The following is a 21,481-nucleotide window of genomic DNA, read 5'->3' as shown; positions in this document are numbered from 1 at the left end:
AACTGTCGACCACGACCCTGGACTCCCCTCGCGGGTCCACACACCGGGCGTGGGTGAACGGGCGACAACGGACCGTGGTCACGGGAGGCAGGGAGGTGCTCCGTCCGCCGGACGTCGAGAGTCGTACTCACGCCGCGTCGTCACCGCGCGCGGTGCTCGGATGTTCTCCCCTCCGCATGATGGGGAGCGTCTCGAGGGCATGAGCGGCCCGAGCCGCCAGGGTGCTGGCGGCGGTCAGTCCCGATCGCGCCTTCGACGGACTCGTCGTCGCGGCCAGGTCGAGCAGATCCCGCACTCTGTCGGTGATCGTCAGCGGTAACGCTGCGACGACATTTCCCGGAGGGCGCCTGGACACCACCGGGTGTGGTCGCGTGGGCGCCGTTCGACGAACGACCTCCCACGCCAGACCGAGCGCCCGCAGTCTCGAGAGCGGTAGCGCCGCCTGCAGCCGGGGCAGGAGGTCGTCCTCCTCGTCGCGCACGTCCTCTCGCAGGACGGTGATGAGCCGCCTCAGCACGCCATCCCGTTCGGGGCCGTCACTCTCCAGGTGCTCCAGCCGGATCACCAACTCGTTGACCTCCTGGTGTTCGCGCTCGACCCTGAGGGTGAGCGCGTGCCCGTCCGGCAGGGCCTTCCTGATGGCCGGCCACAGCACCGATTCCTCGGCGAACGCATGCGGGAAGACCAGACGGTAGGTCCGCAGCAGGACCCGCCGCTGCTCCGCTCCCCCCGTCCGTTCCAGCTCGCCGAGAAGCCTGTCGAGTTCGACGTGGTCCAGCTTCTGCCTCGCCAGCACACTCGTCCGTCCACCCAGATCTCGAAGGGACTGCTCTGAGATAGATCGCATATCGCATCCTTCCGACGGTGCCTCGATGGCAGCGATGGTGCTGTGCACGTGTCCCTCCCGCAACCGGAGGACGCTGCGCCCTGGGTCCGCTCCGCAAGTCGCCATCTCGGCGGATCCGGAACCGCGGGAATGCGCGTAGCGTCGTGGACACGCACCCGTCAAGGCTGGGAGTTCGACCCATGACCACTGTCTACGACGCCGCCGATCGCATACTCGCCAGAGCCGCGGACGCCCCACACGGACGGCACGCCGAGATCCTCGTCCACGAAGGGCCTCTCCGCCAGTCGCTGTTGGCCCTGACGGCGGGAACCGAGCTCGAGGAGCACAACTCTCCCCCGGCGGCGAGCCTCTACCTGCTCCGGGGGGCGGTACAGGTGACCGGCGAGACCACGGTCGACATCGGGGCCGGCGAACTCCACGCCCTCACCCACCACCGGCACGCCGTCACAGCCCTGGAGGACTCGGTCTTCCTCCTCACCACCGTCACCGGCATCGAGGGACAGGGCAGCCACAGCGATCCTCCGTCCGCCTGAGCTGACCCCGACCCCGATCTCCCGGAGCGGGTCATCCGGCGCAGGACCACCGGCGCAGTACCCCTGGCAGAATGCCGGCGCGTGACGGACACTGACGAAATGCGCACGCGCCACGTCAGCACGGTGATCCACCGCTCCCCGGCGGACGTCTACGACCTCGCCTCCGACCACACGAAGCTCGCCACCTGGGCATCGGGACTGGCCACCGCAGAGGCCTCCGTGGACGGCGACACCCTGGTCGTCGACTCCCCCATGGGTACAGTGAGCGTCCGATTCGTCCCCAGGAACGACTTCGGGATCCTGGACCACGAGGTCACCCTGCCCGACGGCGCGACGGTCCACAATCCGCTCCGCGTCCTGCCCCATCCGCACGGCGCGGAGGTGGTCATGACGGTCCGTCAGCTCTCCGACGACGACGACGAGTTCGAGCAGGACACCGCCACCGTGGCAGCCGACCTGGATCGGCTCAAGGGCCTCCTCGAGGGGGAACGGCCTCCGGTCCCCCCGTCTTCTGCGCGTCCCGCCTCACAGGCGGACATCCGTCTGGCCGGCCCGGCGGACGGGACATCACTCGGGGGCCTCCTCCACGACTTCAACACCGAGTTCGACTGCCCCACCCCGAGCGCGGCAGAAGCCGCGACACGGTTCGAGCGACTACTCGAGCGCGGAGACGTCCTCGCCGTCGTCGCCCGACTCACCCGCGGCCGCGAGGCCGGGACCGACGTCGGCTTCGCGTTCCTCACCCTTCGCCCGACCCCGTACTGGGACGGCCCCCTCGCCCAGCTCGAGGACCTCTACATTCGTCCGGACCTCAGAGGCGCCGGCATCGGAACCGCGGTCCTGCACCGGTCGGTGGCCGAGGTCCGACGGCGCGGCTGCGAGGAGATCCTCATCAACGTGGACTCGGACGACCTCGGCGCCCGGCGGTTCTACGAACGGCACGGCTTCTCCGATCACGACCCGGACACCGGCTCCGGGATGCGGTGCTACCTGCGTCAACTCTGAGCACCCACGGTCAGGTGAGCACGCTGGGTCACGTCACCACGCTAAGTCCCGTCAGCACTCAGAGAGTCCGCCGCGTTCAGGAAACGGGGCGGACGGTGAGGGTCTGCGCGAGGGTACCGATCGGACCCGATTCGTCGTGCAGGACGCTCGAGGTGAGCCCGAGCCCGCCCGGACCGAAACTCACCCGGGTGTCGAACCCCACCCACTCTCCTCGTGGCTCGCGGACGAGGTGGGCGGTGAGGTCGATGTTGGGGAACTGCACGTCCTCGGGAGCCGCGCGGATCGCCATCCCGTTGGCGATGTCGAACAGTGCTACCGACCGGGCCAGCGGGCCCACCGGCTCCCCTGCGACCAGCGGGACGTCGGTGCGCACCCAGTACCGGGCCCTCCCCGGCCCGACCGGGTCCCGGCGGACCTCAGCGGACGCCAGGTACCCACCCTGCCAGACCGTGGTGGGGTCCCACCGCGCCATGTCGGACGGCCCCGGAATCGGGTCGAGTCCGACGCCCTCGATCCCCGTGGTGTCTCTCGGTTCCTGCAGCCAGGCGCGCAGGCGTACTCCCACGCGATCCTCTAGTCCGTACGTGGCCTCCGCGAGTTCGATGGTGCGCCCAGGTCTGACCACCTGCACGTCCACCGCGACCGGGTCCATGGGCACGGTGCCGAGGATCTCGTAGGTCAGACGCGAGATCACCATGGGATCGTCCCGCCGACGTCGCAGATCGCCCTCCACCTCGTGCACGAGCAACCCGAACGATGGGCCGATATGCTGCACCGCCGGATCCCACGCCCCGGTGGCGTGTGAGGTCGGCTGGAACCGTCGGTCACCGAGTCGCTCGAAATACGCCACGCATGCCCCCTTCGAGTGAACTGTCACTAACTGACTACCACGTGATGAGGGGGCCGGCCGCGAATCGGCACCCACCGTCACCCGCGTGCGGTTGACTCTGATCTCGAAGCACGAGCCCGCCACCGCGCCCAGGAGTGACAGATGACCGCCGAGAAGTACGACACCTTCGACACGCCTGTCGGCGACAGGTACCTCGACGACTACCTGGAGGGACGCACGTACCGTTTCGGTGAGGAGTCGGTGGACGCCGAGGAGATCATCGAGTTCGCCCGCAGGTACGATCCGCAGAGCATCCACACCGATCCCGAGGCGGCCGCTCACGGCCCGTTCGGGGGACTCATCGCGAGCGGCTGGCAGACCGCAGCCCTCATGATGCGCCTGTTCGCCGACAACTACCTCACCGCTGTCGCGAGCCTGGCGTCCCCCGGGATCGACGAGCTCCGCTGGGTCCGGCCGGTGCGCCCCGGCGACCGGCTCACCCTGATCTGCGAGACGACCGGCGTCCGCCCCTCCAGGAGCAAGCCGGACCGTGGGGTGCTCACCACGGATGTGACGCTGGTCAACCAGAACCACGAACCGGTCCTCACCGCCACGGCGCTCAACATGGTCGCCCGCCGCTGATCCGTCTCAGAGCCTGGGCGTCAGGTGGAAGATCGGTAGGTGCCTGGTCGTGCGGGTGGCGTAGATCTCGTAATTCGGCCACACCTTGACGGCGGCGTCCCAGGCCGAGGCCCGCTCGTCCTCGGCCACCTCCCGCACGTCCACCGTGAGCCTGGCGCCGTAGACCGACACGTCGACCTCGCCCTCCCCCGCCGCACGGAGGTTGTGCACCCACGCGGGAGCCTTCTCGCCTCCCCAGTTGGAGCCGACTACCACCAGGCCGTTGCGCCACGATGCGAACAGCAGCGGAGTGTCGCGCAGCTCACCGGACTTCCGGCCCGGGACGTGCAACGTGAGCGTGGGCAGCCCCGCCACCCTGAGCAGCGGGACGCGGCCACCGGAGATCCTGTTCATCCACTTGTCGACGGTCACCACGAGATGGGAGTTCTCCCGGGTGGCGTCCTGACGTCCGAACCAGATCGCGATCGGGGTGAGAAAGTTGCTCATGAAAGAACCCTAGGACGTCGGAGGACCGTCACGGTGGTTCAGGGTGCGTTTCGCCGTGGCTACCACCTGGACGGACTCGAGCCACCCCCTGCTCAGCCCGGCCTCGAGCGCCGCCAGGTGGAACGCCCACATCCGCCGGTACACGGCGTCGAACCCCAGTGCCGCCGCATCCCGCCCCCGGTGGGCGAACGTCTCGGACCACAACCTCACCGTCTCGGCATGGTGAGACGTCGCCTCGATCCGGCCCAACAGCTGTAGCCGCGGAGAGCGGTCGATGGCCGAGACCAGTTCCGACCAGGGCACCACGGGGCCCGCCTCGGAGACATACCGCGAGCCCCACGCGGCGAGTTCGACGACCGCCGGCCGGGGGCGTTCCGGGGACACCACCGCGGCGATCGCGAGCCTGCCGCCATCCGCCAACATCCTCTCGGCCGCGTCCAGGACCTCCCCGTACCCGGCGACACCCGCCGTTACCCCGGGCTCGACCGCGACCACCGCGTCGACCTTCCCCCGCGCGTCCGCCGGACCGCCCAGGAAGAGCGTGATCTCGTCGTCGAGCCCCGCAGCGGCGAATCTCGACCCGAGGGCCGCCAGTCGCTCGGTCGACGCGGTCATCGTCCGTACGTGTGCCCCGCGCTCGGCGGCCCGCATCGGCAACTCACCCCACCCGGGAGTGGCGACGAGGGCCCGGGAGCCGGCCCCGACGCCGGCCAGGGTGAGGAGCGTGTCGGCCGAACGCCGCTGGGCGTCCCCCAGGTCGTTGCGCCGGGGAGGCGACGCCGGGACCTCGAGGTGGACCACGTCGGTTCCGTCCTCCATCCGCGCACGGGTGCGTGCACCGGAGGCGAACACCGCACCCGCCGTCGACATCGTCTCGTCGGTATAGAGGGAGGTGAGTGCGCCGGGGACGGAGTCCTCGAGCTCCACCGCCACCGGTCCCCCGCGTCTCCGCCCACCACCGCTGTTCCCGCGGCCGTCGCGCCCGTAGGCACGTTCACCCGGGTGAGCGCAGTCGGAGTTCCCCGCGATCCAGGGGCCGAGGGTCCCAATGGCCGCGCCGAGGTCCGTGGTCGTCCACTCGCCGGCCATGTACGACTCGCCCAGGCCGAGAACCCCGGCTGACGCGAGGCGCGCCCAGAAGCGCTCGGGCTCCCGCAGGACCACGCGGACAGGGGCGTCGTACTCACCCGCCGCCGTCGAATCCGGGTAGTCGATCCTCAGACCGAGGTCCCTGGTCGACCTCCTCAGGGCCTGGGCGACCTCCCCCGCGGCCTGCCCGCCCATCCCGTCCGGCTCCGCGAGCGCGGGCCAACGGTCGAGGTCGACGGTCTGCGGTTCGAGTCTGACCACCGGGTCCCTCCTCAGGGGTGTCGTCAGTGGGACGGTACCGCCGCGCGTCGCCCGGGAGGGTCAGGCGCGACGGGGGGAGCGTTGACCGTGGCGAGCCCACTACGTGTGCACCGGCTACCGCATACCACTACCCTGGGGACTCGTTCCCGCGCGTGATCCGCCCGGGCACCCGATCGGCGAGCCCCGCGCTCACCACGACAGCCTCACCTTCACCAGGAGCCGCCATGACCGAGCCCGCACACGACCAGGTCACCGCCACCGCACCGGCCGGACGCCGGCACCGAGTCGTCATCATCGGGTCCGGCTTCGGCGGGCTCTTCGCAGCCCAGCAACTGAAGAAGGCGGACGTGGACGTGACGCTGGTCGCCAAGACCGGGCACCACCTCTTCCAGCCGCTTCTCTACCAGGTCGCGACCGGCATCCTCTCGGTGGGCGAGATCGCCCCGCCCACCCGGCTCATCCTGCGTGATCAGAAGAACGTCACCTGCATCCTCGGGGACGTCAACAAGATCGACGTGGCCGCCAAGACGGTCTACGCCTCGGCCGGTCACATCAAGTTCGACCTCGAGTACGACAGCCTCATCGTGGCCGCCGGCGCCAACCAGTCGTACTTCGGCAACGACCATTTCGAACGGTGGGCCCCCGGCATGAAGACCGTGGACGACGCCCTCGAACTGCGCAGCCGCATCCTGGGTTGCTTCGAGCAGGCGGAGGTCACCGAGGACGACGAGGAGCGCCGCCGCCTCCTCACGTTCATCATCGTGGGCGCGGGACCGACCGGTGTCGAGATGGCCGGGCAGGTCGCGGAGCTGGCCCAGCACACCCTGAAGAACACCTTCCGCCGTATCGATCCCGCCTCCGCCCGGGTGATCCTCCTCGACGCGGCCCCCGCGGTCCTCCCGCCGTTCGGAAACAAACTGGGCAACGCGGCCCGGGCCCGGCTCGAGAAGATGGGCGTCGAGATCCAGCTCAACGCCATGGTCACCGACGTAGACCAGCGCGGGATCGAGGTCAAGGATCCGGACGGCTCGGTCCGCCGGATCGACGCCACCTGCAAGATCTGGTCCGCGGGCGTCCAGGCCAGCACCCTCGGCAAGATGCTCGCCGACCAGACGGAGGCCGAGATCGATCGCGCGGGACGCGTCCTGGTGCAGAAGGATCTCTCGCTACCCGGGCACCCCGAGATCTTCGTCGTCGGCGACATGATGAGCCTCGACAAGCTCCCCGGCGTCGCGCAGGTCGCGATCCAGGGCGGCAAGTACGCCGCGAAGCAGATCATGGCCGAGGTCGAGAAGGGCAGGTCCCCCGCCGAGCGGCCGCCGTTCAAGTACTTCGACAAGGGCTCCATGGCCACCGTGTCGCGCTACAGCGCGGTGGTGAAGGTGGGCAGGCTGGAGATCTCCGGCTTCATCGCCTGGGTGATGTGGCTCGTGGTGCACCTCGCGTACCTCATCGGTTTCAAGAACCGCCTGACCACCATGTTCTCCTGGGGAATGCACATGGGCGGTGACCACCGCTCCCAGCTGACCTCCACGCAACAGTGGGTCTACGGTCGACAGGCCATCGAGCGCGTGGCGGCCCATGAGAAGGCCCGGTCGGCGGAGGAGGCCCGCGACCGGGCTGTGGAGACCACCTCGATCGGCGACTGAGGCGCGGCGACACCGGGCGCGGCGACTGGGGCGCGACGCTTCAGACCTGTCAGCGGGTCGATCAGTCCCGGGACGAGCGCCCGGCGGGACATCCCGCCGGGCGCTCTCGCTGTTCCGTCCCGGTCGTCGCTGCGCGCCCCGGGGCCGGACGGGGCCTCTCGCCCGGGGACAACGCCTACTGGAGGTTCGCCAGCCGGACCTGACCCACGGCAACGAGCCGCCCCTCGTCATCGGCGATCTCGACGCGCCAGAGCTGCTGACTACGTCCCCGGTGTACGGGGGTACCGGTCGCCGTGAGGGTGCCCTCGGTGACGGCCCGCAGGAAATCGGTCGAGTTGTTGACCCCGACCACCTTGCCCTCACCACCGAGCCAGACCGCGCCCGCCACACTCGCGACCTCCTCGGCGATGGCACAGTAGACGCCGCCGTGGACGATCCCGTACGGCTGGTGCAGGTGCGGCGCGACCTCGACCGAGACCACGACCCTGTCGGGGGTGATCTCCCGGTAGTCGATGCCGATCCCGCCGCCGAAACCGGTTCCGGACCGTCCCCGGATCAGTTGGATGAACTCGTTCTCGACCGCGTCGGACATCGGACCTCTTCTCCCGGCCCGGGCCGTCCGGGCGATTCGGGTACCGACGCTACCGCGCCTCCGCGTCCGCAGAGCCGAGCCATGCGGGGTCGAGCGGGTCACGCCACGCTGGGTCAGCGGACCGAGCGCCAACCCCTGTCGCGCACCGGGATCGGTCCCGATCCGGGCGTTCGCGGAAGGGCGCTCCGTCTCCGCACCGCCAGACCGGAGTCGTGGAGCGCCTGCAGCACGAGTTGTCCGCGGCGGTATCCGGTTTCCGCACTCGTGTCGGCGAAGGTCGGGACGATGGTCGCGGCGCCCAGTACGCACTCCCCGACCACCGACCACAGGGTGTCGACACTGCAGTTGCTGACGCGGGAGAGATCGTCGAACACCGGACTCAGGGTCATTCGTGACCGGCAGGCGATCCACTGGGCGAGGGCCTGCTCGCACGGCAGGACAACGGTCCCCGGCGAACCCGCGGACGGATCATCACAGAGGAGTCGGAGGGTGGTGTCCCGGACGCCGGCCCAGTCGAGCCCCCCTTCGATGTCGGTGCGGACCGCGAGGTTCTCCGCACCCGTGTCCCACACCCGGCCGATCGTGACGAAACTCGCGACCGCCCGGCCGATCACCCCGTGGGCGAACGCGTCCGCGACGAGGTACGTCGAGAACCGGATGTCCCCGGACTCCGCGAAGTAGTTGCGGAACATCGTCTCGACACGTCCGCCGTCCACCGCCCGCTCCAGCGGAACCCACCGGCGGCGGGACTGGGTACCGAGATCCGCGATCGAGTAGAACTTCGGGTATCCCGGTCTGAATCCGGCGAGTACCTCGACCGTGTCGTCGAACACCGTGCGCGTACCCACGATCTGTGTGGGCAGCATGGAGCTGGTCATGTCTGCTGCTTCCCCCTCGATCATCACTTCTCACTCGGGCCGCCCACACACCGGCGCCACACCGCGGCGCGTTTCCCCCCGTTCCGCGGGTGCTCCGGTGTCCCGGCCCGGTAATAAGTGATACAACACACCACCTCGTACAACCAAGGGATTTCGACCGGTTCCGGCAATCGTTGCACTCAGTGCACCACTGACCTGTCAGCAAACACTCAGGTTCGCGGATGCCCTCCGAACGCCCCGTCTCCCCCATCGATGCAGGTCCACTGCCCGCGAACCCGTGGACTACTCTGAGACCCATGAGTACTGAGCGCGAGGACGCGCAGCCGACCTCAGACACCAACGGGACCGCCGACATCGGAGTCACCGGACTCGCCGTGATGGGCTCGAACATCGCACGGAACTTCGCCCGTCACGGATACACGGTCGCCGTTCACAACCGCTCCGCCGGCAAGACCGACGCTCTCCTGGACGAGCACGGCCGGGACGGGGACTTCGTCCGCACCGAGACGATCGAGGAGTTCGCCGCGGCACTGCGGTCGCCGCGACGTGCGCTCGTCATGGTTCAGGCCGGGGCCCCCACGGACGCGGTGATCGACGCCCTCGCCGACGCATTCGACGAGGGCGACATCATCATCGACGGGGGCAATTCCCTCTACACCGACACCATCCGCCGCGAGAAGGCGATGGCCGACCGCGGGATCCGGTTCATCGGCGCCGGGATCTCCGGCGGCGAGGAGGGCGCCCTCGAGGGCCCGTCCATCATGCCGGGTGGCCCGGCCTCCAGCTACGAGGTCGTCGGGCCCATGCTCGAGGACATCTCCGCCAAGGTTGACGGAACCGCGTGCTGCACCCACATCGGCGAGGACGGCTCCGGCCACTTCGTGAAGATGGTGCACAACGGGATCGAGTACTCGGACATGCAGCTCATCGGCGAGGCGTACCACCTCCTGCGCGGTGTGGCGGGGATCGAGCCGGCGGCCATGGCCGAGGTGTTCCGCGAGTGGAACACCGGCGAACTCGACTCCTACCTGATCGAGATCACTGCCGAGGTGCTCGCTCAGGTTGACGCCGAGACCGGGTATCCCCTGGTCGACGTGATCGTCGACCGCGCGGGCCAGAAGGGAACCGGACGCTGGACGGTCAAGTCCGCACTCGATCTGGGAGTCCCGGTGACCGGTATCGCCGAGGCCGTCTTCGCGCGCGCCCTGTCCAGTTCGGTACCTCAGCGCGAGGCGGGCCGCGCGCTGCCCTCCGGCGCGGTGTCGACGCCGAGCGGCACCGGCCCCGAGTTCATCGAGGACGTCCGGCGCGCACTCTATGCGTCGAAGGTCATCGCCTACGCCCAGGGATTCGACCAGATCACCGCTGCCACCGCCGAGTACGGGTGGGATGTGGCGAGGGGCGACCTGGCCACGATCTGGCGTGGGGGGTGCATCATCCGCGCCACCTTCCTCGACCGCATCCGCGAGGCCTATGCGGAGAACGCCGATCTCCCCACTCTCCTGGCCGCCCCCTATTTCGCCGAGGCGCTCGCCGACTGCGTCGACAGCTGGCGTCGGGTCGTCACCACGGCGGTCACCGCAGGGATCCCGGCACCCGGCTTCTCCGCGGCCCTCGCCTACTACGACGGGCTCAGGACCGAACGACTGCCAGCCGCGCTCATCCAGGGCCAGCGCGACTTCTTCGGCGCCCACACCTACCTGCGGACCGACCGCGAGGGCAGCTTCCACACGCAGTGGAGCGGCGACCGTACGGAGGTGCGGGCCTGACCGGGTCGGCTCAGACCGATCTGGGCCGTCTACTCGCCGGGCTCGGCGTCGCGGTCCCGGTCAGACACGCCGTCTCCACCGTCGTCGACGGCCCGGCGAGCGCGATCCAGATCGCCGCGCTCGACGACGCCGTCGCGGGCCGCGACCTCCTCGCGGTCGCGCCGACCGGCTCCGGGAAGACCCTGGTGTTCGCGATCGCCGTGGCGCACCGTCTGGCCGGGGCGCCGAGTCTGCCCCTCCGGCCGCGTGCCGTCGTGGTCGCGCCGACCCGCGAGCTGGCGGTGCAGAACGCGGAGGTCCTCGCCGAGGTCGGCGCGGGTGCCGGGCTCCGCATCGCCACGTTCGTCGGCGGTCAACCGCTGTCCAAGGACCGCAGAACCCTGGTGGCGCCGGTCGACATCGCGGTGGGCACCCCTGGGCGCCTGACCGATCTGATCCGGACGGGAGCCCTGTCCACCGCAGACGTGCAGGTCCTCGTCCTGGACGAGGCGGATCATCTGATGGGGCTCTCCTTCGGCGAGCAGACCGCCTCACTGCTCGCGGAGTGTGGTGAGGCGACCCTCCTGTCGACGACGGCAACGGCGGACGCCGCGGTCGAGGACGCGCTGCGACATCGACGCCCCGGCCTGTGCGTCCACCGCGTGGACTCCCCGGTCGACCCGACCCCGGTGACGGTCGACTCCGGCGCCCCCCGACGACTCATCGTCGTCTCCGCACCGGACCCGGATGAGTACGCGATCGCACTCGCCTCCCGCTGCCGCAGGGCGTTGTTCTTCGTCCCCCGCCGCGACGCGGTCGAGCAGTTGCGCGCCTCCATCGCCGCGACCGGTGTCACGGCGGCCGGCGTGGCGGGCTCCGCCTCGCCTACCAGGCGCGCCGGTGCGTTCGCCGATCTGGCCTCGGGCACCGTCAGGGTGCTTGTGAGCACCGACCTCGCCGGGCGCGGCCTCGATCTCGACGGGATCGGCCACGTCGTCCATGTCGGGCCTCCCCACTCCGTCCAGGACCTCGTCCACCGCTCCGGCCGTACCGGACGTGGTGACGACACCGCCGGCGTGGTGGCCGCGATAGTCCGACCGTCCGAGGTCGCCCGGATCAGCGCGCTGGCACGCGAGGTCGGTATGACCGTCGAGCTCGTCGACGCCTCCGGTCCCCGGGCCGCGCCCCTCCTCGACGAACTCTTCGGGCCGGAGATCGCGCCGCCCCGGCGGCGGCGGGAGTCCGCGCCCCCGGCGCGATCCCGACGGCCCGCCCAGTCCCGGGTGCACCGCCCCAAGAAGAAGCGACGGTCGTGAGCCCACGGCGCCGCGACGCCGACCCCGTTCTGATGCCCGAGCGCCTCTGGCGGGCGCTGGAGCGCCGGCACACCGAGGCCGTCGACTCGCTGACCACCGATCACCTCGAGCGTCGACGACGAGGCGAGCCGCACCCGGTCGCGGACTTCCTGTTCACCTACTACCGGACGAGCGTGGCCACCGTCCGACGCTGGCATCCCGGCCCCGGCACCATCCTGGAGAACGCCCACCTGACCGAACGGGCGGAATGGCGCCACTACGATCGAACCTCCCTCCGCGGTCGTTCCGGACTGATCGTGGATCCCACGTCGGTCCTATCCCGATGCGGCCCCCGCATGGCCCGGGCACGCGAGATCGTCGACGCCACCGCGTCCAGGCCGGGCGCCATGGGCTGTTTCGGCCTCCACGAGTGGGCCATGCTCTACCGGGGAGGCGACGATGCCGTCCGTCACCGCCGGGTACCTCTACGGGTATCCCAGCCGCTGATCGACGACGTGGTCGACGGATCCCGGCTGCGGTGCACCCACTTCGATGCCCTCCGGTTCTTCACCGAGGCGGCCGCCCCCCTCAACAGGGACGTCCTCACCCGCGCCGGACAGGTCCGCAACGAACAACCGGCCTGCCTGCACGCCGGTATGGATCTCTACTCGTACGTGGCGGATATGGAGGCCGGCGCCCCCGGCGAGCTCCTGGTGGACACGTTGACCGCGGCCTTCGACGCCCGCGAGATCGACATGCGGTCCTCGCCCTACGACCTGTCCGCCTGGGGACTCGACCCGATCCCGGTGGAGTCCCCCGAGGGACGCGCGGTGTTCGTCGCTCACCAGCGCGGTTGGATCGCGCGGACCCAGGCGCTCCGCGCCCGGTACCTGGAAGCGGCGCGGACCCTGGAATCGGCGCAGACCCTGGAATCGACGAACCCCACCTGTTCGGCCGGTGCAGAACGACCGCCCGTCAGGCGGCAACCGCCCCGAACAGCCGCTGGGCCACCCCGGTGATGACATTCCCGAGTTCGGCGTAGGCGTCGTCACCCGCCGTGGCAGTGCGGCGCACCAGACCCATCGTCCGGCCCGGCGCGGGTTCGAGGAACCTCGCGACGCCGATGCCGGGGTCGCGGCTCTCGGACACCACGGCCGACTCCGGCACGATCATCACCCCCAGCCCCCCGGCGACGCACTTCACCGCGGTGGTCAGGGACGCGGCCCGCGACCCACCCCGGCCCAGGATCGGCGCCGAGACCCGCCGGCACAGGTCGACGGTCTGGTCACGCAGGCAGTGCCCCTCGTCGAGCATCAGCAGTGGGAGATCCACGAGGGCCTCGAGGGAGAGGCCCTCCCGCCCGGCGAGCGGGTGGTCGGCCGGGACGAGGAGTGCGAACGGTTCGGTGTACAGGGGCATACCGATGGCACCCGCGGAATCGGCGGGAAGGGCCATGATCGCGACGTCGATCGCCCCCGAGCGCAGCTGTTCGAGCAGTCTGGCGGTCTGGTCCTCGACGATCCGTGGCCGGAGCTCCGGGAAACGCTCGGTCAGGGCGGGGAGCAGCCCCGGCAACAGGTAGGGCGCGGCCGTGGGGATCACACCGATGCGGACGTCGCCCGACAGCGGCCCCCCGCTACCGGCGGCGATGTCGGCCACCGCATCCATCGCGCCCACCGCGGCCCGTGCGAACGGGAGCAGCTGGTGCCCCACCGGTGTGACGAGCACTGTCCTGGTACTCCGTTCGACCAGGTGAACCCGGAGTCCCTCCTCCAGCGTCGCCAGGGCCTGGGAGAGGGACGGCTGGCTCATTCCCAGTTCTTCGGCGGCACTGCGGAAGTGAAGACGTTCCGCGACGGCGAGGAACACCCTGAGCTGGGTCACGCTCGGAACGAACCGTTGATTGGCCATGCCGATGAGTGTAGGACGATCAATAGCCCCACGTCGATGATTATTCGCCCTCCCCTATGGGTGATCTTCACCTCATTAGGCTTTACCTCTCACTGCGCGTCGGGCATAGTCTCCCCTGCCCGTTCAAGAACGGCCCATAACCCAGGAGGATCACATGGCACTTCTCACCATCGGCGATCAGTTCCCCGACTTCGAACTCACCGCACTCAAGGGTGGCGATCTCCAGCAGGTCAACGCCCAGCAGCCCGAGGACTACTTCGAGACGGTCACCAACCAGTCGTACGCCGGTAAGTGGCGGGTGATCTTCTTCTACCCGAAGGACTTCACCTTCGTCTGCCCCACCGAGATCGCCGCGTTCGGCAAGCTCGACGAGGACTTCCAGGACCGTGACACGCAGGTCCTCGGTGGCTCGATCGACAACGAGTTCGCGCACTTCAACTGGCGCGCGACCAACGACGAGCTCAAGGGCGTCCCGTTCCCGATCCTGTCGGACATCAAGCACGAGTTGATCCGCGCGCTCGGTGTCGAGAACGCGGACGGGGTCGCCGACCGCGCGACCTTCATCGTCGACCCGGACAACGTCATCCAGTTCGTCTCCGTGACGCCTGACGCCGTCGGTCGCAACGTGGACGAGGTCCTCCGCGTGCTCGACGCCCTCCAGTCGTCCGAGGTCTGCGCCTGCAACTGGCAGAAGAACGACCCGACGAAGAACATCAACAAGATGGACATGCTGCAGGAGGGCATCAAGTGACCATCGAGAACCTGAAGTCCGGACTCCCTGAGTTCGCGAAGGATCTCAAGCTGAACCTCGGGTCGCTGGCGCGCTCCACGGAGCTGTCTCCCCAACAGCTGTGGGGGACCTTCCTGGCCACCGCCGCGGCGACCCGGTCCGAGACCGTGCTGTCCGAGATCGCCGACGAAGCGCGCGAGCACCTGTCCGACGAGGCGTTCAACGCCGCCCTCGGCGCTGCGTCCATCATGGCCATGAACAACGTGGCTTACCGCGCCAAGGAGTTCCTGGGAGACGACTACGCCCAGGTCCGTATGGGCTTGCGGATGAACATCATCGCGAACCCGGGAGTGGAGAAGGCCGACTTCGAGCTCTGGTCCATGGCCGTCTCGACGATCAACGGATGCGAGAACTGCACCGCCGCGCACGATGACGTCATCCGCAAGGAGGGCATCACCAAGGAGCAGGCCTGGGAGGCGGTCAAGATCGCCGGAACCGTGGCCGGCGTCGCACAGGCTGTCGAGATCCACGCCAACATCTGACACCGTCGTCCGGTCAACGGACCCGGAGCCCCGTCGACATCGTCGACGGGGCTCCACGCATTTCCCCACGCCGGCCGGCGAGTTGGCCCTCCCCAAAACGCACGGACAGGACTAGGTTCGAGGCAAGGCAAGTGGAAAAATCTTTCACACCGACGCGAAGAGATCTGGAGATGCCATGACCACCGGAGGTACCCCGTCAGGAGACGGGATCCCGAATGACCCGAACGCCACCGGCTCCGCCCAACAGAACTGGCGCGGACAGCCGTACGGCGGGCAGCAGTACGGCGAACAGGGGAACGCACAGGGATTCGGCCAGGAGCCCTACCCCGGACAGGGCTACGGCCAGGAGGGCCATGGCCAGCAGGGCTATGGAGGACAGGACTTCGGCCACCAGCCGTACGGAGACCACGGGTACGGGGCCGGGTACCCCCAGTCCGGCCAGGGGGGCGGGCCGGTGATGACGGGCAGGGTGTCCGCCACCGACGCGATCGGCGCCGGCTGGCAGATGTTCAAGAACAATCCACTGCCGTGGGTGTTGGTCACGTTGGCGATGTTCCTCGCGAACGGGGTCGCGAGTTCGATATCCAACTCTCAGTCTGCGTCGGTGGCGTTCCTGGGCTCGATACTCGCGATCGCAGTGAGCTTCCTGTTCCAGGCATTCATCATCCGGGGAGCCCTACTCGAGGTGGACGGGCACAAGCCGGAGATCGGTGACTTCTTCAAGTTGCAGAACTTCGGGGCGTTCGTCATCGCCGCGATCCTCGTGGCGATCGCGACGTCTGTCGGGATGATCCTCCTCATCATCCCCGGAATCGTGATCGCCTTCTTCCTGTACTGGACCCTCCACTTCGTCGTGGACCGCAACATGACCGCGATCGACGCCATGAAGTCCAGCGTCAACGCCATCAAGTCCGACGCGGGAAACCTGTTCGCTCTCGCGGTGCTCAACATCCTCGTCGTCGTGGCCGGTTTCCTCGCCCTGTTCGTCGGCCTCCTCATCGCGATCCCCGTGGCCACCCTGGCCTCGGTATTCGCCTATCGCACCATCACGGGCCCGAGCGAGTTCTCGCGGATGGCGACGAGCACGGTCTGACCACTGCGTCACTCGTGCCCGCGGGTGACAGACACACACCAGACAGACGACGGCCCCCGGCGAACTCGCCGGGGGCCGTCGTCCTTCCGAGGTGAGGCGTCTCAGTCGTGCGTGGCTTCTCTGTCCTCTGCGGACTGCCTCTCGTAGACCATCGCGCGCCGCACCGCCCAGATCGTCGCCGCGAACGCCAGCAGCGCGAGGGGCCAGCCCATCGCGATGCGGGCGGCCCCGAGCCAGTTGACCTCGTCGTTGAGATAGAGCGCGTACTGCAGGACGGCGCGAATCGCGAAGAGCCCGGCCCAGATCCACGTGGCGACGGCGTACCACCGACGCGCCTTCGGGTGTCGGCGCCAGGACATCCCCTTCCCGTCGAGCAGGCCCCAGATCACGCCGACGAGTGGCCACCGCGCGAGCGCCGACAGGGCGAACACCCCGCCGTACACCGCCTGCGTGATGATCCCGTAGAGGAAGTACCCCTTCGCGCTCCCGGTGCGCCAGGCGATCAGGACACCGATCGCGACCCCGAAGAAGCCGGAGATCGCCGGCTGGGGGTTCTCCCGTCGGACCAGGGACCACGCCAGCATGGCGACCGCCACCCCCAGGGCAGCCCAGATCGCCACCGTCAGTCCCCAGAAACCGTTGACGGGGACGAAGGTCAGGATGGGGATCGACGAATAGACGAGGCCTCGGACTCCACCCATCTGCTCGAGCAGCGAGGCGTCCGGATCACCGAACGCGGACCTTCGTTTCCCTCCCGTGTTCTCCGGGGGTACTACTCCGGTGGACGGATCGCCGGCCCGCTCAGACTCGTTCACACTTCTCCTCCGCGTGTAGCGCCCGGCTGCCCGCTGAGCAATTCGTACCGTGGGTTGAACATGATCTTCTGGCCGGACCGGACGCCGATGCGCCCGGTCACCTTGACGAAGCGGCCCGTGTCGATACCCGGGATCGAACCACGCCCCAGCCAACACACGTTCACCGCACCCGTACCGTCGTACACCTCGGCGGTCACACCGAGGAACTTCTCTCCTCCACAGGACAGGACCGTCCGCACGCGTCCGGCGAGGGTCACCATCTGGCCCCTCTGGGCGTCCTCGACGGGCGAGCAGCCGATTCCCTGCACCGCACCGGCCAGGTCCACCGCGTCGAGCGATTCGAGCGGCGCGGTCAGCCGAGTCGAGAGACCACGGAACATCCGCGTGACGGGCATGGCACCCCTCTCAGCGCATCGGTCGGTCAGAGATCGTCGGTGGAGCGGAGCCGGTCCATGGCGCTGCCGTCCCTGCGGGGCCGGGACTCCGGCTGCTGAGGCTCTTCCCGAGCGGGGGTCGGGCTCGGGGCCGGAGTGCCCGATGTCGGAGCCTGCTGGTTCTGGGGCCGGGCCTGCGCGGCCGGCTGACCCTGTTGACCTGCCGCCATCTGCTGCTGGTACGCCTGCGCCTGCTGTTGTGCCGCCAACTGCGACTGCGCCTTGACCAGCGCCTGCTGGATCTCGTCAGGGATGGTCAGCGGAAGCACCTCCCGGACGGGCATCGGTCCGTCGCCACGGTTCACCAGCAGATGCTCGAACACCTCCCGCCCCTCCTCGGCGGCCTGCTCGGCCAGCTCCGGGGTTGCCATGATGCGCACCTCGGCGGTCCACCGGTGCCCGTCGACACCGATCGCACGGAAGACCGCGCCCGGCATCGCGGCCACGAGCTCGCGCCCCCACGGACCGTCCTCGACGGTCACCTCGGCGCCCTGCCCCTCGAGCTGCTCGCGCATGGCGGCGACCATGGTCCGCCACTGCCCGGCGGACTTCGGCGCGGCGAAGGCGCGCGGGATCACCCGCGAGACGGTCGTGACCACGTGGAACTCCGGCTGACCGTTCGGGTCCAGCGCGACGTTCAGATCGCGTCCCTTCGGGACGCCGATCACCAGGGAGCCGAGGTCGAGGTGTCCGTACCCGAGGTCGGTGTAGTACCGGGCCACGTCCCCGACCGATGACCGGTCATGCGGACCGGTCGTGGACGGTGCGGAGTCCGCGGTGTCCCCGGTGGTGGCGGCGTCGCGGTCCCCGGTCACCGACTTCTTGCGTCCGAACATGGTCGAATCCTCTCCGCGTGCGACCCGGTCCCGGTCGGGACCGTGCCTCTTGACGCTACCCAACGTGGTGTGGCGCCGGTCAGGTCAGGCGGTGGTGACCTCCGGTCGAGCCGTGGCCCCGCTCTCCCCGGTCGGTCTGGTCGAGCTCGTCGACCTCCTGCACGTCCCAGAGTTCGACTCTCTGGATGATCAACTGTGCGATCCGGTCACCGCGTCCGATGTGAACCGGCTCGGACGGGTCGAGGTTGATCAGGTTGACCTTGATCTCGCCGCGATACCCGGCATCGATCGTGCCCGGGGCGTTGACGATCGAGAGTCCCGCCCGCGCGGCGAGACCGGATCTGGGGTGGACGAGCCCGGCGTACCCCTCCGGGATGGCGACGGACACCCCTGTGCCCACCAGTGCACGCTGCCCGGGCTCGAGCCCGCGGTCCTCGGCCGAGAAGAGGTCGACACCCGCATCCAAGGGGTGTGCGCGGGAGGGCACCGGAAGCCCGGGATCCAACCGTCGTAGCCGCAGCGGTCCGCGTGATCCGGACGAGTGGTCGGGGTGGTTCATGGCTGGCCGCCCTCCTGCCGGGTGGAGCCCGGGTGATGGATAGTCTTGTTGTCGTGACCGAAGAAGATCTCCGACCGTCGCCCGACCGGGTCCCGCGCCCTGTTCACTCGGAACGACTCCGGGTACCGGGATGGTGGTGGGTGGTACTCGCCGCCGTCACCGTCCTCGTCGTAGCCGTGGCCTCGACATTCGGTGCGCCGTTGTGGCTGTGGCTGCTCACCGTTGCCGTGCCCGCCCTGTTCGCCTGGCTCTTCGTCACCGTCGGTCGCGAACGTATCGAGGTCGAGTCCGACGGTCAGGGCGGAGGGACCCTGTACGCGGGCCGCGCCAGTCTGCCCTTCGAGGCGATCTCGCGCAGCGCCGTCGTGCCGGCGACCGCCAAGCAGGCCGCGATGGGGCGCCAACTCGACCCGGAGGCGTTCGTCGTCCATCGCGGTTATGTCCCCACCATGGTGATCGTCGTCCTGGACGACCCGCTGGACCCCACGCCCTACTGGCTGATCAGCACCCGTGACCCGGAGGGACTCGCGGCGGCCCTCCCGGACAACCACTACAGCTGATCGATCAGCCCGCGCAGTCCACGCAGATCGGTAGTCCGTCCCTCTCCTCGGCGAACCGGCTGCGGTGGTGGACGAGGAAACAGTCACCACAGGTGAACTCGTTGTCCTGCTCGGGAACCACACGAACGGTGAGTTCCTCCCCTGACAGGTCGGCACCCGGCAATTCGTAGGACTCGGCGGTGTCCGTCTCGTCGACGTCGACCTCGCCGGTGGCCCCCTCCGCCCTCCGGGCCTTGAGTTCCTCCAGCGAATCACCGGCCAGCTCGTCAGCTTCGGTCCGGCGGGGTGCGTCGTAGTCGGTTGCCATGTGTCTCTTCTCTAGCGGTCTGGTGGCGAGGGGCGGGCGGTTCGATCGTGGACCGACCGGCGCACGCATATTAACGGAAACTAGCAGGGATTTCATCCCCACTTCCGGACCGTGTCCCCGTCGAGACGCCGATCACCCGACGATTACAGTGATGAGGCGGACCCGGACAGGGCTCCCGCACCGTGACACCTGCAGGAAGGACCCTCATGGTCGTCCACCTCAGCGCCCAGGCGACACCCAACCCGACCCCCACTCGGGGGATGGGACGCCTCCGCAGCCCCTACGTGCTGTTCGTGGTGGCCACGTTGGTCCTCGGTGGCCTGGTGTGGGCCTCCGCCCTCATGGGCAGCGATGCGGCGACGCAGGCCGCCGCCTGCCCCGTGACGCCCGCGGCGGAGGAGGCGGGACTGCAGGAACAGCCCGCCGGCGCACTCGACTCGGTCGAGCCGGCCCTGTTGGCGGACACGCGGGTCCGGGTGCTCAACGCGAACGGGCAGAGCGGTCAGGCGGGAGCGGTCGCCGCCCAACTCGCCGAACGCGGATTCCAGCCGGCGGGGGCCGACGCCACCGGCAACGACCCCGTCTACGCCCAGGACCTCGAGTGCCACGGGCAGATCCGCTACGGCGAGGCCGGGGAGGCGAACGCGAGGTCACTGTCCCTGGCGGCGCCGTGCATGCAGCTGGTGTCCGACGGGCGGGCGGACGAGTCCGTCGACCTGGTGCTGGGGACGATCTTCTCGCGACTGTCGGACTCGGCGGAGAGTGTGGGAGCTCTCGACGAGCTCAAGGTGGGACGTCAACCGATCTCCGCCGAGCTGGACGCGGCGCGAGCCGTCAACTGCTGACCGCGCCCCCGAGCGCCTCGATCGCGGACAGGAACTCCCTCGCCACACCGGGTGCGGCGGCGGCAGTGGGGACGTCGTCGTCGTCGGAGACCCTCACCACCGCGCCGGCCTCGGCGGCGATCAGGGCCCCGGCCGCGTGATCCCACGGCTTGAGGCAGCGCTCGTAGTAGGCATCGATCCGGCCGGTGGCCACCATGCACAGGTCCAGGGCCGCGGACCCGCACCGTCTGATGTCACGGATCCGCGGGAGGAGGTCCGCGACCACCCGCCCCTGTTCCGCGCGGACGTCCGAGTCGTAGGAGAACCCTGTTCCGACGAGCGCCATCGACAGGTCGTCACACGCTGACGCCGTCAGTTCGGTGAGCGTTCCCGTGGCGGATCGGAGGCTGGACCCGCGGCCGAGCCCCGCGGTCCAGGTCTCGCCGGTGACGATGTTGTGCACCGCACCCGCGAGAACCACCCCGTCGACCTCCGCCGCCACGGAGACGGCGGTGAAGGGGATCCCGTAGAGGAGGTTGACGGTTCCGTCGACCGGGTCCACCACCCACCGCACGACCGCCCGTCCCGCGACGGTCGGCTCCTCGCCACCCTCCTCCCCCAGGACGCGGTCGCCCGGCCTGGCCGACGTCACCTGTGCACGGAGGTGCTCCTCCACGGTGGTGTCGATGACGGTGACCGGGTCGGTCGCAGAACTCTTGGCACGCGCGTCGAGGCCCGTGGAGCCGAACTGTTCCACCATCCGCCGGGCCACGTCACCGCCCGAGACCGCGAGCCGACACGCGAACTCCCTCAGCTCGTCCACGGTGTCCGGGTGGGCTGGTCCTGCGACCCCTGCGCCGGTCTCCTCCGACATGTCGGCTCCCCTCGTCGTCGTCCCCGAATGGACCGGCCCACGGTGGTACCGGACAGATACGCTGACGAACGGGCGCTCGTCGCCCCCATCGTGCCCCGTCGGTCCGGTGGACTCCAACCCCAGCCGTGACCCACACGGCCCG

General features: G+C 69.4%; 25 protein-coding genes. 12 read left to right on the top strand and 13 right to left on the bottom strand.

The window, feature by feature from the left end:
• Window positions 1-127 precede the first annotated feature (127 nt).
• Window positions 128-847, bottom strand: a complete 720-nt coding sequence (locus tag ABIE38_RS04075; RefSeq protein WP_354054147.1) for a hemerythrin domain-containing protein — start codon at window positions 845-847, stop codon at window positions 128-130.
• Window positions 848-1,026: 179 nt separating this feature from the next.
• Between ABIE38_RS04075 and ABIE38_RS04070 the strand changes: the two genes are divergently transcribed.
• Both ABIE38_RS04070 and ABIE38_RS04065 read left to right on the top strand, forming a co-directional pair.
• Entirely contained in the window at window positions 1,027-1,380 is a 354-nt protein-coding gene (locus ABIE38_RS04070; protein WP_354054146.1) for a cupin domain-containing protein, read from the top strand.
• 99 nt (window positions 1,381-1,479) lie between these two features.
• Window positions 1,480-2,385 carry a GNAT family N-acetyltransferase gene (locus ABIE38_RS04065; protein WP_354054145.1) on the top strand — a complete coding sequence of 302 codons (906 nt, stop codon included), beginning with the start codon at window positions 1,480-1,482 and terminating at the stop codon, window positions 2,383-2,385.
• A 76-nt stretch (window positions 2,386-2,461) separates the two neighbouring features.
• On the opposite strand, the gene ABIE38_RS04060 is transcribed toward ABIE38_RS04065, so the two are convergent.
• Window positions 2,462-3,235 carry a thioesterase family protein gene (locus ABIE38_RS04060; RefSeq protein WP_354054144.1) on the bottom strand — a complete coding sequence of 258 codons (774 nt, stop codon included), beginning with the start codon at window positions 3,233-3,235 and terminating at the stop codon, window positions 2,462-2,464.
• A 141-nt stretch (window positions 3,236-3,376) separates the two neighbouring features.
• Between ABIE38_RS04060 and ABIE38_RS04055 the strand changes: the two genes are divergently transcribed.
• Entirely contained in the window at window positions 3,377-3,856 is a 480-nt protein-coding gene (locus tag ABIE38_RS04055) for a MaoC family dehydratase (protein ID WP_354054143.1), read from the top strand.
• Window positions 3,857-3,862: 6 nt separating this feature from the next.
• Here ABIE38_RS04055 and ABIE38_RS04050 read toward each other — a convergent pair whose 3' ends face one another.
• Together ABIE38_RS04050 and ABIE38_RS04045 are read right to left on the bottom strand one after the other, a co-directional pair.
• The gene (locus tag ABIE38_RS04050; protein ID WP_354054142.1) at window positions 3,863-4,342 is read right to left on the bottom strand and encodes a nitroreductase family deazaflavin-dependent oxidoreductase; all 480 of its coding nucleotides are present in this window, start codon (window positions 4,340-4,342) and stop codon (window positions 3,863-3,865) included.
• 9 nt (window positions 4,343-4,351) lie between these two features.
• Window positions 4,352-5,692 carry a class I SAM-dependent methyltransferase gene (locus ABIE38_RS04045; protein WP_354054141.1) on the bottom strand — a complete coding sequence of 447 codons (1,341 nt, stop codon included), beginning with the start codon at window positions 5,690-5,692 and terminating at the stop codon, window positions 4,352-4,354.
• A 224-nt stretch (window positions 5,693-5,916) separates the two neighbouring features.
• Here ABIE38_RS04045 and ABIE38_RS04040 point away from each other — a divergent pair, with 224 nt between their 5' ends.
• Window positions 5,917-7,341 (top strand): NAD(P)/FAD-dependent oxidoreductase, encoded by a 1,425-nt coding sequence (locus ABIE38_RS04040; protein WP_179525231.1) that lies wholly within the window; start codon window positions 5,917-5,919, stop codon window positions 7,339-7,341.
• A gap of 175 nt (window positions 7,342-7,516) precedes the next feature.
• On the opposite strand, the gene ABIE38_RS04035 is transcribed toward ABIE38_RS04040, so the two are convergent.
• Together ABIE38_RS04035 and ABIE38_RS04030 are read right to left on the bottom strand one after the other, a co-directional pair.
• Window positions 7,517-7,933 (bottom strand): PaaI family thioesterase, encoded by a 417-nt coding sequence (locus ABIE38_RS04035; protein WP_354054140.1) that lies wholly within the window; start codon window positions 7,931-7,933, stop codon window positions 7,517-7,519.
• A 113-nt stretch (window positions 7,934-8,046) separates the two neighbouring features.
• The gene (locus tag ABIE38_RS04030; RefSeq protein WP_354054139.1) at window positions 8,047-8,811 is read right to left on the bottom strand and encodes a hypothetical protein; all 765 of its coding nucleotides are present in this window, start codon (window positions 8,809-8,811) and stop codon (window positions 8,047-8,049) included.
• Window positions 8,812-9,107: 296 nt separating this feature from the next.
• Between ABIE38_RS04030 and gnd the strand changes: the two genes are divergently transcribed.
• From gnd to ABIE38_RS04015, 3 genes are read left to right on the top strand one after another with little or no spacing between them, the layout of a single operon-like run.
• Window positions 9,108-10,580 (top strand): NADP-dependent phosphogluconate dehydrogenase, encoded by a 1,473-nt coding sequence (gene gnd, locus ABIE38_RS04025; RefSeq protein ID WP_354054138.1) that lies wholly within the window; start codon window positions 9,108-9,110, stop codon window positions 10,578-10,580.
• On the top strand, window positions 10,547-11,875 hold the full coding sequence (locus ABIE38_RS04020; RefSeq protein WP_354054137.1) for a DEAD/DEAH box helicase: 1,329 nt from the start codon (window positions 10,547-10,549) through the stop codon (window positions 11,873-11,875). Before gnd ends, ABIE38_RS04020 begins: the two co-directional genes overlap by 34 nt.
• Window positions 11,872-12,873, top strand: coding sequence for a hypothetical protein (locus tag ABIE38_RS04015; protein WP_354054136.1), 1,002 nt, complete (start codon window positions 11,872-11,874; stop codon window positions 12,871-12,873). The genes ABIE38_RS04020 and ABIE38_RS04015 overlap by 4 nt, the downstream gene beginning before the upstream one ends.
• On the opposite strand, the gene ABIE38_RS04010 is transcribed toward ABIE38_RS04015, so the two are convergent.
• Entirely contained in the window at window positions 12,830-13,765 is a 936-nt protein-coding gene (locus tag ABIE38_RS04010) for a hydrogen peroxide-inducible genes activator (protein ID WP_354054135.1), read from the bottom strand. The genes ABIE38_RS04015 and ABIE38_RS04010 overlap by 44 nt on opposite strands.
• Before the next feature lie 154 nt (window positions 13,766-13,919).
• On the opposite strand from ABIE38_RS04010, the gene ABIE38_RS04005 reads away from it, so the two are divergent.
• From ABIE38_RS04005 to ABIE38_RS03995, 3 genes are all read left to right on the top strand, one after another.
• Window positions 13,920-14,516 carry a peroxiredoxin gene (locus tag ABIE38_RS04005; protein ID WP_354054134.1) on the top strand — a complete coding sequence of 199 codons (597 nt, stop codon included), beginning with the start codon at window positions 13,920-13,922 and terminating at the stop codon, window positions 14,514-14,516.
• Window positions 14,513-15,037 carry an alkylhydroperoxidase, AhpD family gene (ahpD, locus tag ABIE38_RS04000; protein WP_179525224.1) on the top strand — a complete coding sequence of 175 codons (525 nt, stop codon included), beginning with the start codon at window positions 14,513-14,515 and terminating at the stop codon, window positions 15,035-15,037. Before ABIE38_RS04005 ends, ahpD begins: the two co-directional genes overlap by 4 nt.
• 175 nt (window positions 15,038-15,212) lie before the next feature.
• The gene (locus ABIE38_RS03995) at window positions 15,213-16,130 is read left to right on the top strand and encodes a DUF2189 domain-containing protein (RefSeq protein ID WP_354054133.1); all 918 of its coding nucleotides are present in this window, start codon (window positions 15,213-15,215) and stop codon (window positions 16,128-16,130) included.
• Between the two features lie 101 nt (window positions 16,131-16,231).
• On the opposite strand, the gene ABIE38_RS03990 is transcribed toward ABIE38_RS03995, so the two are convergent.
• The 4 genes from ABIE38_RS03990 to dut all read right to left on the bottom strand — a co-directional run bounded on the left by ABIE38_RS03990 (window position 16,232) and on the right by dut (window position 18,774).
• Window positions 16,232-16,831 carry a DUF3159 domain-containing protein gene (locus ABIE38_RS03990; RefSeq protein ID WP_502914728.1) on the bottom strand — a complete coding sequence of 200 codons (600 nt, stop codon included), beginning with the start codon at window positions 16,829-16,831 and terminating at the stop codon, window positions 16,232-16,234.
• Window positions 16,832-16,941: 110 nt separating this feature from the next.
• Window positions 16,942-17,340, bottom strand: coding sequence for a single stranded DNA-binding domain-containing protein (locus ABIE38_RS03985; protein ID WP_354054131.1), 399 nt, complete (start codon window positions 17,338-17,340; stop codon window positions 16,942-16,944).
• Window positions 17,341-17,366: 26 nt separating this feature from the next.
• On the bottom strand, window positions 17,367-18,215 hold the full coding sequence (locus tag ABIE38_RS03980; RefSeq protein ID WP_354054130.1) for a DUF3710 domain-containing protein: 849 nt from the start codon (window positions 18,213-18,215) through the stop codon (window positions 17,367-17,369).
• A gap of 79 nt (window positions 18,216-18,294) precedes the next feature.
• Window positions 18,295-18,774: a dUTP diphosphatase gene (dut, locus tag ABIE38_RS03975; RefSeq protein WP_354054129.1), complete on the bottom strand. Its 480-nt coding sequence runs from the start codon at window positions 18,772-18,774 to the stop codon at window positions 18,295-18,297.
• 53 nt (window positions 18,775-18,827) lie between these two features.
• Here dut and ABIE38_RS03970 point away from each other — a divergent pair, with 53 nt between their 5' ends.
• Window positions 18,828-19,334, top strand: coding sequence for a DUF3093 domain-containing protein (locus ABIE38_RS03970; protein WP_354054128.1), 507 nt, complete (start codon window positions 18,828-18,830; stop codon window positions 19,332-19,334).
• 4 nt (window positions 19,335-19,338) lie between these two features.
• On the opposite strand, the gene ABIE38_RS03965 is transcribed toward ABIE38_RS03970, so the two are convergent.
• Window positions 19,339-19,641: a DUF4193 domain-containing protein gene (locus ABIE38_RS03965; protein WP_179525218.1), complete on the bottom strand. Its 303-nt coding sequence runs from the start codon at window positions 19,639-19,641 to the stop codon at window positions 19,339-19,341.
• Window positions 19,642-19,847: 206 nt separating this feature from the next.
• Here ABIE38_RS03965 and cei point away from each other — a divergent pair, with 206 nt between their 5' ends.
• Window positions 19,848-20,486, top strand: coding sequence for an envelope integrity protein Cei (gene cei / locus ABIE38_RS03960; RefSeq protein WP_354054127.1), 639 nt, complete (start codon window positions 19,848-19,850; stop codon window positions 20,484-20,486).
• On the opposite strand, the gene ABIE38_RS03955 is transcribed toward cei, so the two are convergent.
• Window positions 20,476-21,339 carry an inositol monophosphatase family protein gene (locus ABIE38_RS03955; protein ID WP_354054126.1) on the bottom strand — a complete coding sequence of 288 codons (864 nt, stop codon included), beginning with the start codon at window positions 21,337-21,339 and terminating at the stop codon, window positions 20,476-20,478. The genes cei and ABIE38_RS03955 overlap by 11 nt on opposite strands.
• Window positions 21,340-21,481: the final 142 nt, after the last annotated feature.

It is taken from the genome of Dietzia sp. 2505 (assembly GCF_040546785.1).
In the GTDB taxonomy this organism is placed as follows: Bacteria; Actinomycetota; Actinomycetes; order Mycobacteriales; family Mycobacteriaceae; genus Dietzia.
This window is presented reverse-complemented; position numbering and strand designations above follow the sequence as displayed.